Genomic DNA, 13,374 nt, shown 5'->3' on the forward strand with positions numbered 1-13,374 from the left:
CCACAGGATCGTTTAAGGTAATTTAATTTGTTTATTCTCTTTAGATTGTTTATAAAGCACAATCATATTGCCAATCACTTGTACAAGTTCCGCTTTAGTTCCTTTAACTAACAATTCGGCTACAGTATCCTTATCTTCATCACAGTTTTGTAAGATGCTTACTTTTAATAGTTCTCTTGCTTCTAATGCTTCCGCAATTTGCTTCACCATATTATCATTTACGCCGCCTTTTCCCACTTGGAAAATCGGGTTTAAATGATGTGCTTCTGATCTTAAATATCTCTTTTGCTTACCTGTTAACATAATTTCCTCCTAATTGTTGCTCCACATTTCTTCTCATTCGTTCCGTGTCTGGCATTTGAGAAGTCCATAACTCAAACGCTAACGCTCCTTGATAAACAAACATCTCTAGTCCATTTTGTACACGGGCTCCCTTTGCTTTTGCTTCTGCTAAAAAGGCTGTTTCAAATGGATTATATATAATATCGCTAACAAAAACGTCTTCACGCATAAGATTAAGATTAAGTGGTTTTTCATCCATTCTCGGTGACATTCCAATCGAAGTCGTTTGAATGATACAATCATATTCGTCCAGTTTATGTGCTGCATCATCCAATGTCAATGCTCGCATATCTACATCATACGGACAATCAGCAATCAATTGCGCCGCACGATTAACGGTGCGATTGGCAATTGTGATATGGGAAACACTCGCTTGTGCTAAAGCATAGACAATAGCTTTAGCAGCCCCTCCTGCACCTACTACCAATATTTTATTTTCACTAAACTGTGGTTGATGGTTTTTCAGCCCCTGGAGGAAACCCGTTCCATCCGTATTATAGCCAATTAACTTTCCATCCCTGTGAATGACAGTATTTACTGCCCCTATTGCTTCTGCTAAAGGATCTAGTTCATCTAAATACGCCATAATAGTCTCTTTATGTGGCACAGTCACATTAAATCCTGCAATACCACATGCCCTTAAGCCCTTTATGGCATCCGATAGATTTTCCGATTGAATATGCAACGGTAAATAATGCGCATCCATTTCGTAGTACTGAAATAAATCATTATGCATCACAGGTGACATCGAATGTGCAATAGGATCCCCAATTACTGCATAAAACTTCTCCACTCTTCTTCTCCCCTTTGACAATAAGGATTATATCAGTGATTTTCTTAGTGAAACATTAACACCCTTAGGTACATATGCTGCGATTTTGCACCCTGCTGTAGGTACTGTTATCCAACCTAAACCTGAATAAACGACATCTGTCTTATCTTCTTTTATTGTAAATTCATGGCGAATGAGTTCAGGAAACTCGTCTAATTCATCCTTACGAGGTGGTGTCAACATTTCTCCAGCATGCTTTTCGTATAATTCATCTGCTTTTTCTAATTTTGTCCGATGAATTTGGATTTCATTAGAAAAATGACAAATAAATGATGTCCGGTCACCATGAATAAAATCAAATCGACTTAATCCACCAAAATAAAGGGTTTGACCATCATTTAATTGGTATACTTTCGGTTTTATTTCTTTTTTCGGTGTAATGATTTTCAAGTCACGTTTGTCAATATAATGTGCCATTTGATGATGATTAATAATACCTGGTGTATCGATGAGGGCTTTTCCATCCTCTAAAGGAATTTCAATCATATCTAATGTTGTTCCTGGAAAATGAGAAGTAGTAATGATATCTCCTTCTCCAGTTACCTCTTTTATTATCCTGTTAACAAACGTTGACTTTCCAACATTCGTGCAACCGACAATATATACGTCCTTACCTCTTCTATACCGATCAATTTCTGCTGCTATTTCTTTCATTTGTTGACCTTTCGCAGCACTAACTAAAAAGACATCTTCAGGTTTCAAACCAAGTTCCTTCGCCTGCTGTTTCATCCAGTGAATTAATTTATTATGATTCACTGATTTTGGTAGTAAATCTACTTTATTACCAACTAATAATACTTTATTATTACCTACAAACCTGTGCAATCCAGGCAACCAACTGCCATTGAAATCAAAGATATCAACAATCTTTACAATTAAAGCATCTTTATTTCCTAAGCCATTTAGAATTTTCAAAAAGTCGTCATCTGTTAAACTGACATCCTGTACTTCGTTATAGTGTTTTAGGCGAAAGCAACGCTGACAAATAATTTCTTCTTTTTTTAATGCTGAATTTGGCGCATAACCTATTTCATTCGGATGCTCAGTTTGAATATGCACACCGCATCCTATACAAACGTATTCTTCTTTCAAAGTTAATCCTCCCAATTAATCATACCTTTTTTCTTAAACCAGTTGAGTATTCTTCTTTCTATCGTACGATTGATTTTCGTAAAAAACCCATCTGTTTTTGCAACAGGTACTACTAAAATCGTGTTAAATCCACTTCTATTTCCACCTAATACATCTGTTAATAACTGATCACCAACGACAACAACTTCATGCTTTTCCAGTTGCATTTCTAGTAACGCGCGTTTAAAAGCTCTTCCCATCGGTTTTCTTGCTTGATAAATAAATGGTGTTTTTAAAGGATCAGAGAAATTTTTCACTCTGCTCTCATTATTATTAGATACAATCGTTACTTTAATATCACTTAAGCGCATTTGTTCGAACCAATTAATTAATTTTGGAGTAGCATTAGGTCGATCCCATTCAACTAACGTATTATCTAAATCAGTAATAATCCCTTTAATTCCTTGTTCTTTCAAGATATCTGGAGTAATTTCAAAAACATTCTTTACATGTTGATCCGGTAGAAAATTCTTTAGCACGACCGTTTAAACACCTCATTCTTCATTATTTCAAGCTATCATCTTATTCTGACCTAATATGACATATCACAATCAAATGGTCAATTAGCATTATTCTATATTCGAAAATGAATAATCGAATAAATAGAACTAAAACTTTTCGACAAATTCCAACATTACCCTTTTTGTGGATAACTTTATACACATTATACACTGTGAGATTATTTACTCGTACAGAGATATGAACAGTTTAATCACACTTTATCCACTTTCCACTGTGGATAAACGAACGATTGTTCTATCTTACTCATTCTGCTATGGTAGAAGTAACAACAAGAACTTCTTTTAAAATAGCCCTGTTCTTTAGATAAACGAGAACGAATGAGACGTAATGGAGGTGTGATCCTACATGCGAAAGTTATCTGATGAGCTATTAATAGAATCTTATCACAAAGCTATTCAACTTCAATTATCATTGGATTTCATCCGCCTTATCGAAACTGAAATTCACAGAAGATCCTTATCAAATAGAATAAAAGCTTCTTCCTAGCAGAATCATCGCCCTCCACAATTGTAGGGCTATTCTTTTTGTCTACACAATATGACCAATTACTTCTCCAACTTTTATTGGGGCTGGAAACTGTATTGTCGGTACCAATTGAAAGGCATCTTTTTGAAATAACAAAATCACTGTCGAGCCAAATGAAAAATAAGCAACCTCTTCACCTTTTTTCAATGAGTCATTTTGATACGTCCGCTCAATTGAATTGACAAACATGGCCCCTACTTTGACCATTGCTAATTCGCCACCGTCATATTGAATTTCTGATATTTTGCGATAATTTTTAGATAAAGTATCTTTACCAAGAGTTAAACCCCATTTATTCACTGGGTAAGATTTCTTTCCTAAAGTCCATTGCCTCTTTACTTGACCATCTACGGGACTATGAATGCGGTGATAATGACTAGGACTTAAGTAGAAAATCATATACGTCCCACCTTTATATTTCTCCGCTTCTTCAACCCCACCAAGCATTTCTGCAATAGAGTAATCTTTCTCCTTCACAGTAATCACATGTTTACTATCCACCATACCTATATCCTCAATCATAGCATCAACAGGGCTAACAATTGTATCCTCCCCTTGATGAATAGGCCGGGCATCTTCCTTCAATAGACGTATAAAGAATTCATGTAATGTATGGAATTGATCCAAATCTCCTTTAATTTCATCTTCGTTAATACGATACGTCTTAGAAAACGGTTTAATTAAAAATCTACTCATTTTAGATCTTGCAAATTTATATAATATCGATGAGGTCATTCGACCATTCGTTAATTCAATCAAAGTTCGATATATCGCTTGCTTCATCTTTAACACCTTTCTATACTTTTTTTCCAAGGAATAAGCACCTATTTCGTAAAGGTGTCTCTCTTCATTTTAAATTTCTCTAATTCTACTACTTGTTCTTCATTTCTTAAAGTTCATCTATCGTCACTGAATATTTATCATAAATAAAGTCAATTATGTTTATGTTTTTTCTTTATGCATTAAAGAAAGGGGTGTCTTTCATATATAATAAACCCACCCTCACCGACTGCTATTATATCACTAGTTAACAGTCCAGCCTATTAAAATTATCGTAAGGAATGATGATTGTAAAGAGGAAAGAATGAATATGTTGTAAACTTGAGATGATTTACATAGATAGAAGGCATCATTCTAGAGATTTTCGAAGATAGTGAAGATTCATCTTTTGATAGAGGCTAAGCAAAAATCGTATATTAATTGGTCATACTATCCCTAGCCTCTATTCTTTCTTTTATAATGAAGTAGTCAACTGCATAAACTCCTCAATATCCTTTATACAAAGGCTCGCAGCGTTTTCCCAAAAGTCAGGTTTTGTTAAATCCTCATTTAGATGCTTCATCGCAAGAGATTCAACGGTCATAGAACCAGTATCTTTTAATAAATTTACGTATTTCTTTTCATAACTTGGGCCTACTTCTTGTGCTTGTTTATAGATACCCAATGAGAAAAGATAGCCAAATGTGTAAGGGAATTGATAAAAAGGTGTATGGGTATTATAAAAATGCAATTTGGAAGCCCAAAAATACGGATGATAATGTTCTAACGAATGACCATATGCTTGTTTTTGCGCACTTGTCATCAATTCATTTAATCGCTCTCGTGTGACTGTACCTTTTTTTCTTTCTTCATAAAAAGCGGTTTCAAACAAATAACGTGCATGTATATTCATAAACATCGTAACAGTCCGACTAATCTTATCATCCAGAAGAATCACTTTTTCCATTTTTGTTTCCGCCTGCCTTACTGAAGCATCAGCGACAATTAGCTCCGCAAAAGTCGATGCTGTTTCTGCTACATTCATGGCATATTTTCGATTAAAGAAAGGGATATCTTTCATTACAAAACTGTGAAATCCATGTCCAAGCTCATGCGCGAGTGTAGAAACATTACTAGGTGTCCCAGAATATGTCATAAAAATCCGTGACTGCCCACTGTCGGCAAAATATGTGTGAAATCCTCCTGGACGCTTATTCGGACGATTCTCAGCCTCAATCCAACGGCCTTCAAAAGCTTGTACTGCAAATGTTTTCATTAAAGGACTAAATGTACCAAATTGTTCAATGATAAACTTCGCGCCCGCTGTGAAATCTTTCTTTGTATCTACTTTACCGATCGGTGCATCTAAATCAAACCAGCTTAATTTATTTACCCCAAGTAATTTTGCCTTTCTTTCTAAATAACGCGTTACTGGTTCTTTATATTTCTCTACCGCTGCCCACATACTATGTAAGGTTTCTTCTTTCATTCGGTTATTAAGAAGCGGCTCTTTTAAAGGGCTATTCCAACCTCTTTTCTTATTTGCCATTAATCGATACCCTGCTATGTGATTTAATGCTTTTGCAAAGATTGGAGATTTCTCCTCCCATGCCTGTTCCATTTGATTAAAGACCTTTTCTCTTAATGCTGCATTTGACTGTCCCATTATATTATTCGCTTGTCCTACAGATAATGTTGTTTGACCATTCTCATCTTCATATGGAATAGCAATCATACTAACAGTTGTATGATATAACTCTCCCCAACTGTGAAATCCATCCATACTTAATGATTGAATTAAATCTTCTTCTTGGATTGATAATTTTTCCTGAGCCATCTGTCGCCATTCGTCTAAGACAAAAGCTACCGGAGTAAGAGTTTTACTACTTACATATTGCTTCCATTCATCATTACCTATAAGTGCCAATTTATTTTGAAAGGTTAATAGCACTGTCGAAAAAGTGGATGATTGTTGCATGACTTGCATTTGTAACCGTTCAACCAAAGGATCTAACGTATTCTCAGCTTTTAAACAACTGACGAAAGCGCTTGCCTGCATGAGCTTTTTAAATACTTCTTCAGATGACCTTAAAACTTGTCCTATACTATTTATAGTATGTTCTTCATTTTCTGTTATTTGCATATCGTTAGCCAGTGAAGTGAATTCTTCCATCAAGATATCTATTTGCTCTAGATAATTTTGAAACGATTGTGATTGACTACCTCCTTCAAAAAAGCTTTCTAAATCCCAAACCTCAGTATAAGTTGTATGAGTCATTCTAATCTCTCCCTTCTAATATTTAAATACTATCAGAGGTTTCAGATTATTAATACTTTTTGGAACGGTCTATATGGCATAAAAATACTCCCTTATAAGTACCAAGCTTATTACTTGTCTACCTATAAGGGAGCGTATCCTAGTGTTTTTCCGTTTATTTTTACTTGACTATGCAAAATGTAGAAGGTTATTTTGCTTCGATTGCAGGTGTTTTAATTGTTTCAACATGATATAGACTGCCTTCAGTTTCTAGAATAAATTCAGGCTTTGGTTTTCCTCTACTTGCTTTATGTCCAGCAATGTGTGCTTCGCTTTTCTCCCAGTTCTTCCAATCCTGTTCCGATTCCCAACGAATTTGCAATATAACTTCTTCATTTCCTCTACGTACTTTTTTTACCATAACTGTGATGTCAATAATCCCTGGTTGTTCATCAATAATGCCTTTTTGGCTGAATTTTTCCACAAGGTGATGGGCATTACCTTCAGTTACAGTAAATTTTTTCATTTGAACGAACATATTTAAATCCACCTCTATATTTAATGATATAACTTCATTTTAATCGATAATGATTATCATCGTCAACCATATGATCTATTTCACTACTATCTTATCACTGTAGGTATAAGATACTGATTCATTGGTAAATTGTCTCTCTCTTTATAAGGAAAAGTTTTATGCATGTTGAGAAAATCCAGTCTGTGCAGCTCTCATTTGAGGTCTTGGACGCGCCGCTATTGCCGTTTACAGCATTCTGAGGAAAAAACGGAAATAAGTGCGCAGTCAACATTAAACAAAGCTTTATGTTGAGTTGAACATTCATAAAAAATCCAATCGATGCGGGGTTCCCTTGATAATCACACAGGTTACAGTGGTTCTTCATTTTGCGATACTCTCGACTTCCTTTACTCACTTGCATTAGGCAAGTTATATGCGGAAATCAATCATTAGAAATCCGCTTTTATGTGGGCAATCGATAATATTCACACATCTCAAATTCATATTATACTAGTAATTAAAAGTACTTGGTTTAAATTTATTGTGTCAATGATTAAACGACCCTTTTCTTCATAAAGCTCGTTCATTTCAATACTATCTTTTACATAGCTCTTACCTTACATTGCAGTCATTTTTCTATACTACAAAGAAACCACAGCATGGAAACTGTGGTAAATACATACGGTATTCTTAATTCTTCTTCTTCTCTTTTTCCGCTCGATAAAACTCATGAAACATTTTCATTAATGCTCGTTTTTCAATACGCGAAACATAGCTCCGTGAAATACCTAATTCTTTTGCTATCTCTCTTTGCGTCTTTTCCTTCTTTAAATCCAACCCAAACCGTCCCACAATCACTTCTTTCTCTCTTTCGTCCAATACATCAATGTATTCTCGCACCTTCTCAAGTTCCATATTTAGTTGAATCGTATTAATCACATCTTCTGATTCTGACTTTAGCACATCAATCAACGAAATTTCATTGCCTTCTTTATCCTGCCCGATTGGATCATGAAGAGAGACATCCTTCTTTGTCTTCTTTAATGCTCTCAAATGCATGAGAATTTCGTTTTCTATACATCTTGCGGCATAAGTAGCAAGCTTTGTTCCTTTGCCTTCAGAATAGCTTTCAATCGCTTTAATTAACCCTATTGTACCGATAGAGATAAGATCCTCAGCATCTTCTCCTGTGTTCTCGAATTTTTTTACAATATGTGCGACAAGTCGAAGATTATGCTCAATTAGCATATTGCGTGCGTGTGAATCCCCTTCTGCCATTTGCCTTAAGTATTTTTTTTCGTCACTTGAAGATAAAGGCTGAGGAAAAGCATTATTCTTCACATATGAGACAAGAAAAACAATTTCTTTAACTAAAAATCCAAGTGCTGTCATAATTCCAGACATAGAGCCACCCCCGCTAGTTTGAACTTTTCGCCTATTAACCATTTCTATGTAGTGGAAAAGCTGTTATTGTCTGTCCTAGCGTATTAATTTTCAATTACAGTGTTTATTGTTTAGTGGAATTGGACGAGGTGTATGCCAATCAGTTAATATGGAGATATAAGAAATGGATAGAAAGTGGGAACGCTAGTTTGGGAGTGAATCGTTTAGTATTAGGGATTGTTTTTCTTATCATCGCCATGGTTAGTATTGCTGAAATTATATTTGAAGGCTTTTCTTGGAAACCAGTTGTCATTTTTGTCATTGGTTTATTTTTAATTATGTTTTTATGGAAACGACCTGATAAATAAAATCATGATGGGACATCTAAAAGCTAGAGGTCCCATCAATTCTGTCATTATATTTTTCACTTTTGATTTCTATATTTTTTTGTAAAATAAACTGTGAATAGAGTTATTTTTATCGCCACATACTCTCCCCCTACAAAACTACGTTAGGTTGAGTCCTTCTCAACCCAGAAATAAACCTTTCTTCCTTGTAATAAAAACATCATGATCTCCTCCACCTTTCTTTATTTCCTTTATCCTTAGTAAAAATTGCGATAGATTTCTTCTTGTCGTGCTTTATGGTCTTCAAGAAGACGGTTTACATATTCATCATGCATACGTTCTTCAACCGAGCGTTTTCTAGCTTTAATTGTCACCGTTAGAAAAATTAGATTTAATGTCATCCTGCAGCACCTCCTCTCTTTATCTATCCAAAAAATGCACACAAAAATGCCGCAAAGGGGCACTCACCCCCTTACGGCATTAAGAAATAAACATAAAAATGCCGCAGGAGATGACAATTCCTCCCTGCGGCATGGATAGACAAAAAATTAAATGAAGCGATCCATTCCAAATAGGTCGAAATTGATTTGTATTTGAGTTTCATTTACTGCTGTAGTTAAATTGCATAAGTTTTTCATTGTTTCCGACCTCCCTTTTCTTTAGAATATTTTCGCTTACATTGGTAAGTATATCCAAGAAATAGCCATTTGTAAACGGCTTTTTGCAAAAAATTTTAAAAAGGGCGAAAATAATTATTTTTCTCCCTAGAACGCCCTACCTTTCTTTGAGAACAGAAAAAAGCCCACCCCTTAGGTGAGCCTCAACTTTACTTTTCTAAAGCTAACTTTAAATCTTCAATTAAATCCTCAACATCCTCTAAACCAACAGAAATTCTTACAAGTCCGTCTGTGATACCTAGTTCATCTCGACGTTCTTTCGGTATAGATGCATGAGTCATTCTTGCTGGAACGGAGATTAAGCTTTCAACAGCACCGAGGCTTTCTGCAAGAGTAAAGTATCTCACATTTTCAAGTAGCTTATCAGCATTCTCTTCACTGCCAACATCAAAAGAAACCATTCCTCCAAAACCATCAGCCTGTTTCTTGGCGATGTCGTGATTTGGATGAGACTCAACCCCAGGATAATACACTTTTGATACTGCAGGATGCTGTATAAGAAACTCGACAATCGCCTTTGTGTTACTTTCCGTTTCCTCCATTCTGATTCCTAATGTTTTAATCCCTCTCATTAGCAACCATGAATCTTGAGGCCCTAACACTCCACCGGTTGAATTTTGAACAAAGTGTAATTCTTCTGCGAGCTTATCACTATTTACAACCACTAACCCTGCAACAACATCGCTATGTCCACCTAAGTACTTCGTCGCGCTGTGAAGCACGATATCTGCACCTAACTCAATTGGAGTTTGCCAATATGGTGTTGAAAATGTATTATCAACAATTGTTAAGAGATTATTTTCTTTAGCTAATTTTGCTGCTGCTTCAATATCCGTGATTTTTAGAAGTGGATTTGTTGGTGTTTCAATATATACAGCCTTTGTATTTGGCTTTATGGCAGCTGTGATATTGTTTAAGTTACTTGTATCAACAAATGTCGCTTCAATACCGAATCGATTAAGCACTTTCGTAATCACACGATAAGTTCCACCGTATACATCATCAGTGAGGATGATATGATCCCCACTATCAAAAAGCATCACAGTAGCAGTGATTGCTGCCATCCCTGAGCCAAAAGCAAAGCCTGCATGCCCAGCTTCTAAATCTTTAATAAGCTCTTCTAATGCATGTCTTGTTGGGTTACCTGTACGTGAATACTCAAAGCCTTTATGATTACCTACTCCGTCTTGTTTATAAGTACTTACTTGATAGATAGGTACAGATACTGCACCTGTTGTTGGATCACCAGCAATTCCGCCATGAATTAATTTTGTTTTTCTTTTCATATCAAATACCTCCTTCATAAATCTTTTTACTTAAATAACGCTCACTGCCATCTGGAAAAATCACCACAATATTCGTACCTGCTGGAGCTTGTTCTGCTTCTAATAATGCTGCATGCAAAGCTGAACCAGATGAACTACCGACAAGCATTCCTTCTTTTTCAGCTAATTGCTTTACTCTATTAAAAGCGTTCTCATCACTTATTGTATGAATGCTATTAAAATAAGTGGTATCCATATAATCTGGTAAAAATTCCATACCGATTCCCTCTGTTTTATGCGGACCAGATTCGCCACCATTTAAGATGGAGCCTTCTGGCTCAACAATGACGGTTTTTATTTGTTCTCTTTTTTCTTTCAAATAACGAGCAGTGCCCATAAATGTGCCACCTGTACCTGCACCGGCTACAAATATATCAACATTCCCATCAAGATCATCCCATATTTCAGGGCCTAAAGTTCGGTAATAAGTATCCGGGTTAGCCGGGTTTGCAAATTGCTGTGGACAAAATGCATTAGGGATTTCCTTTAAAAGCACTTCTGCTTTGGCAATGGCACCTTTCATGCCTTCTTCTGTAGGTGTTTGAACGACTGTAGCTCCTAAAGCTCTCATCAGATCTTGCTTTTCAATACTAAACTTCTCAGGTACACAAACAATCACATTCACATCTTCTTTTAATGCTGCTAGCGCTAGACCTATACCTGTATTGCCTGCTGTAGGCTCAATAACTGTTCCACCTTTTTTTAACTTACCACTTTCAAAGGCGTTTCTTAATAATTCTTGTCCTAGGCGGTCTTTTACACTGCCACCGGGGTTCATGTATTCTAACTTAGCAAATAAACGCACACCTTCTGGTAAGTCAAACTGCGAAATTTCTACCATTGGCGTTTGTCCAATTAATTCATGAATGCTTCGGTAAACCTTCATAACTTCCCGTCCTTTGTTGATTATTTACTTTTGATTCCTTCTACTATTTTCATAACAAGATTTGCAGAGTGTAGTGCTGCTTTCTCTAGGAATTGATCAAAAGAAATATTAGATTCTTTACCAGCAATATCAGATAAAGAGCGAATAATCACAAAAGGTGTATCAAAGGCATGAGCAACCTGCGCAATCGCTGCTGCTTCCATTTCTACTGCTTGCAATGCCGTGAATTTATCTTGTATTAGTGCCGTTTGCGCTGGGTTGCTAATAAATGAATCTCCAGTCGCAATCAGTCCTCTTATAACTGTTATACCTTCTAACTCTTTACCACTCTCTTCAGCAATTTCCAATAACGCCTCATGTGCAATAAAGGCAGGAGGTTGTTGTGGTACTTGACCATATTCATAACCAAATACAGTTGCGTCGACATCATGATGTCTAACTTCAGATGAAATAACGACATCACCTACATTTAATTCAGGGTTGAATCCTCCAGCAGACCCTGTATTGATAACATAATCCGGCTTGAACTTCTCCAAAAGAATGGTAGTGGACATTGCTGCGCTCACTTTACCAATGCCAGAACGAAGAAGAACAACGTCTGCTCCGTTCATTTTACCTTCTGTATATTCACAGCCAGCAATCACTTGCTGTTGCTTCTCATCCATATGGTCCCTTAAAATTGTTACTTCTTCTTCCATTGCTCCGATAATAGCTATTTTCATTACTTTCCCTCTTTCTAAGCTTTGACACCTTCCATAATCCAAACAAAATCATTGCAGCGATTAAATGAAACTGTAAAACCATTCACCCGCATAATCTCTCTTAATACGGGGATTGTCGTATAGTATTCTCGCTTTAAATCTTCAGCTAGATTATGATAACCCTTTTCAGTGGCATCAGTAATAGCCTTTTGATAAGCATCTACAGATTCATACATTGTATCCGCAAACACTATTTTACCACCTGAAGGTAACATCTTTCCATACTGTTCAATCGCCAAAGACTTTTCTTCATCTGTTAAATGGTGAAAGGCATAAGAACTTACTATAGTATCTACGTTTTCATCTATTTGAAAGTTTAAGAAATCACCATCGAGCACTTTTGCTTTATCTTGTAACTTGTTGATAGCAATCTCTCTCATTGATTTCGACGGTTCAATCCCGATAACAGTTAAATTACGTTTTAATAATTTTGCAGTTAAATTGCCTGTACCTGGGCCAAATTCTAATACATTACCTGTTGCTCTATCTGCCACCTCTTGTAGCAATTGATCATAGTATAAGAAAACATCCTTATATTCTTCATCATGGCCTGTTACTGTATCATCATATGTTTTAGCCCACTCTTCGAATAATTCAATAAACTCTTTCCCCATTTTGCACCCTCCTGCACGTAATTACAATAGCAATAATTCCTATGAGTATACTATGAATTAATTTGTAACATGTTCCCAATCTACCACACCCCTTCTTAAGTTTCAAGAAAAATCAATATCCACTTTTCTCATTGCACAGAAAATGAAATTTACTTAAAATTAGGAGTGATAGCGTATGAAGGGATGATTAACTTGAACTTTCAATTAGATTTTATTGAGGATAAAGTAGAATTTTTCGAAGCAACAAAGCTGGACGATTTAGAAAAGAAAATAAATGACCAAATTGAAACAAATAAAGCCATTATGCTAGAAGTTCATCATGTCGCTCACCAAATGCATATAGATGAAAACGGCAAAAGGTTCTATTCAGCTGTTGTTCATTTTAAACTGAAGAAAAAGTAGAATAAAAATTGCATGCGAAGCAAATGATCCTTTGTGGCAAGTGGACACTTAGAATTCACCACTTTCTAATATGCAGCCATATGTTGACTCTCGA

General features: G+C 35.9%; 16 protein-coding genes. 3 read left to right on the forward strand and 13 right to left on the reverse strand.

Features of this window, described 5'->3' with window-relative positions; genetic code table 11:
- Positions 1–12 precede the first annotated feature (12 nt).
- Genes yhbY through U9M49_RS08755 form a run of 4 tightly spaced genes read right to left on the reverse strand, consistent with a single transcriptional unit; the run spans position 13 to position 2,784 of the window.
- Positions 13–303, reverse strand: coding sequence for a ribosome assembly RNA-binding protein YhbY (gene yhbY, locus U9M49_RS08740; protein WP_095372491.1), 291 nt, complete (start codon positions 301–303; stop codon positions 13–15).
- Positions 290–1,135 carry a shikimate dehydrogenase gene (aroE, locus tag U9M49_RS08745; RefSeq protein ID WP_095372490.1) on the reverse strand — a complete coding sequence of 282 codons (846 nt, stop codon included), beginning with the start codon at positions 1,133–1,135 and terminating at the stop codon, positions 290–292. The genes yhbY and aroE overlap by 14 nt, the downstream gene beginning before the upstream one ends.
- Before the next feature lie 27 nt (positions 1,136–1,162).
- Positions 1,163–2,266 (reverse strand): ribosome biogenesis GTPase YqeH, encoded by a 1,104-nt coding sequence (yqeH, locus tag U9M49_RS08750; RefSeq protein ID WP_095372489.1) that lies wholly within the window; start codon positions 2,264–2,266, stop codon positions 1,163–1,165.
- Between the two features lie 2 nt (positions 2,267–2,268).
- Positions 2,269–2,784, reverse strand: coding sequence for a YqeG family HAD IIIA-type phosphatase (locus tag U9M49_RS08755; protein WP_095372488.1), 516 nt, complete (start codon positions 2,782–2,784; stop codon positions 2,269–2,271).
- A gap of 388 nt (positions 2,785–3,172) precedes the next feature.
- Here U9M49_RS08755 and U9M49_RS08760 point away from each other — a divergent pair, with 388 nt between their 5' ends.
- A complete protein-coding gene (locus tag U9M49_RS08760) occupies positions 3,173–3,313 on the forward strand; it encodes a sporulation histidine kinase inhibitor Sda (RefSeq protein WP_095372487.1) in 141 nt (46 codons plus the stop codon).
- Between the two features lie 42 nt (positions 3,314–3,355).
- Here U9M49_RS08760 and U9M49_RS08765 read toward each other — a convergent pair whose 3' ends face one another.
- The 4 genes from U9M49_RS08765 to sigK form a co-directional block, all read right to left on the reverse strand.
- Positions 3,356–4,135: a phosphatidylserine decarboxylase gene (locus U9M49_RS08765; protein WP_307312828.1), complete on the reverse strand. Its 780-nt coding sequence runs from the start codon at positions 4,133–4,135 to the stop codon at positions 3,356–3,358.
- Between the two features lie 451 nt (positions 4,136–4,586).
- A complete protein-coding gene (locus U9M49_RS08770; RefSeq protein ID WP_322909608.1) occupies positions 4,587–6,389 on the reverse strand; it encodes a M3 family oligoendopeptidase in 1,803 nt (600 codons plus the stop codon).
- Positions 6,390–6,576: 187 nt separating this feature from the next.
- The gene (locus U9M49_RS08775; protein ID WP_307312826.1) at positions 6,577–6,906 is read right to left on the reverse strand and encodes an antibiotic biosynthesis monooxygenase; all 330 of its coding nucleotides are present in this window, start codon (positions 6,904–6,906) and stop codon (positions 6,577–6,579) included.
- Positions 6,907–7,575: 669 nt separating this feature from the next.
- Complete coding sequence (gene sigK, locus U9M49_RS08780) at positions 7,576–8,289, reverse strand: RNA polymerase sporulation sigma factor SigK (protein ID WP_095372484.1); 714 nt, start codon at positions 8,287–8,289, stop codon at positions 7,576–7,578.
- 128 nt (positions 8,290–8,417) lie between these two features.
- On the opposite strand from sigK, the gene U9M49_RS08785 reads away from it, so the two are divergent.
- On the forward strand, positions 8,418–8,636 hold the full coding sequence (locus tag U9M49_RS08785) for a hypothetical protein (RefSeq protein WP_322909610.1): 219 nt from the start codon (positions 8,418–8,420) through the stop codon (positions 8,634–8,636).
- Between the two features lie 236 nt (positions 8,637–8,872).
- On the opposite strand, the gene U9M49_RS08790 is transcribed toward U9M49_RS08785, so the two are convergent.
- From U9M49_RS08790 to U9M49_RS08810, 5 genes are all read right to left on the reverse strand, one after another.
- Positions 8,873–9,016, reverse strand: coding sequence for a YrzI family small protein (locus U9M49_RS08790; RefSeq protein ID WP_095372483.1), 144 nt, complete (start codon positions 9,014–9,016; stop codon positions 8,873–8,875).
- Between the two features lie 425 nt (positions 9,017–9,441).
- Complete coding sequence (locus tag U9M49_RS08795; RefSeq protein ID WP_322909611.1) at positions 9,442–10,578, reverse strand: bifunctional cystathionine gamma-lyase/homocysteine desulfhydrase; 1,137 nt, start codon at positions 10,576–10,578, stop codon at positions 9,442–9,444.
- Between the two features lies 1 nt (position 10,579).
- Positions 10,580–11,503 (reverse strand): PLP-dependent cysteine synthase family protein, encoded by a 924-nt coding sequence (locus U9M49_RS08800; protein ID WP_095372481.1) that lies wholly within the window; start codon positions 11,501–11,503, stop codon positions 10,580–10,582.
- Positions 11,504–11,523: 20 nt separating this feature from the next.
- A complete protein-coding gene (gene mtnN / locus U9M49_RS08805) occupies positions 11,524–12,225 on the reverse strand; it encodes a 5'-methylthioadenosine/S-adenosylhomocysteine nucleosidase (protein WP_095372480.1) in 702 nt (233 codons plus the stop codon).
- A gap of 14 nt (positions 12,226–12,239) precedes the next feature.
- A complete protein-coding gene (locus tag U9M49_RS08810; RefSeq protein ID WP_095372479.1) occupies positions 12,240–12,878 on the reverse strand; it encodes a class I SAM-dependent methyltransferase in 639 nt (212 codons plus the stop codon).
- Between the two features lie 183 nt (positions 12,879–13,061).
- On the opposite strand from U9M49_RS08810, the gene U9M49_RS08815 reads away from it, so the two are divergent.
- On the forward strand, positions 13,062–13,280 hold the full coding sequence (locus tag U9M49_RS08815; RefSeq protein WP_322909612.1) for a DUF2536 family protein: 219 nt from the start codon (positions 13,062–13,064) through the stop codon (positions 13,278–13,280).
- Positions 13,281–13,374 lie beyond the last annotated feature (94 nt).

The sequence above is a fragment of the Cytobacillus sp. OWB-43 genome (assembly GCF_034651445.1).
GTDB classification, from domain to species: Bacteria; Bacillota; Bacilli; order Bacillales; family Cytobacillaceae; genus Cytobacillus; species Cytobacillus kochii.

Bases quoted from the DNA above. Each gene is read 5' to 3' on its own strand.
- yhbY (WP_095372491.1), bottom strand. From the start codon at position 303: ATGTTAACAGGTAAGCAAAAGAGATATTTAAGATCAGAAGCACATCAT.
- U9M49_RS08760 (WP_095372487.1), top strand. From the start codon at position 3,173: ATGCGAAAGTTATCTGATGAGCTATTAATAGAATCTTATCACAAAGCT.
- U9M49_RS08765 (WP_307312828.1), bottom strand. From the start codon at position 4,135: ATGAAGCAAGCGATATATCGAACTTTGATTGAATTAACGAATGGTCGA.
- U9M49_RS08770 (WP_322909608.1), bottom strand. From the start codon at position 6,389: ATGACTCATACAACTTATACTGAGGTTTGGGATTTAGAAAGCTTTTTT.
- U9M49_RS08775 (WP_307312826.1), bottom strand. From the start codon at position 6,906: ATGTTCGTTCAAATGAAAAAATTTACTGTAACTGAAGGTAATGCCCAT.
- sigK (WP_095372484.1), bottom strand. From the start codon at position 8,289: ATGTCTGGAATTATGACAGCACTTGGATTTTTAGTTAAAGAAATTGTT.
- U9M49_RS08790 (WP_095372483.1), bottom strand. From the start codon at position 9,016: ATGACATTAAATCTAATTTTTCTAACGGTGACAATTAAAGCTAGAAAA.
- U9M49_RS08795 (WP_322909611.1), bottom strand. From the start codon at position 10,578: ATGAAAAGAAAAACAAAATTAATTCATGGCGGAATTGCTGGTGATCCA.
- U9M49_RS08800 (WP_095372481.1), bottom strand. From the start codon at position 11,503: ATGAAGGTTTACCGAAGCATTCATGAATTAATTGGACAAACGCCAATG.
- mtnN (WP_095372480.1), bottom strand. From the start codon at position 12,225: ATGAAAATAGCTATTATCGGAGCAATGGAAGAAGAAGTAACAATTTTA.
- U9M49_RS08810 (WP_095372479.1), bottom strand. From the start codon at position 12,878: ATGGGGAAAGAGTTTATTGAATTATTCGAAGAGTGGGCTAAAACATAT.
- U9M49_RS08815 (WP_322909612.1), top strand. From the start codon at position 13,062: ATGATTAACTTGAACTTTCAATTAGATTTTATTGAGGATAAAGTAGAA.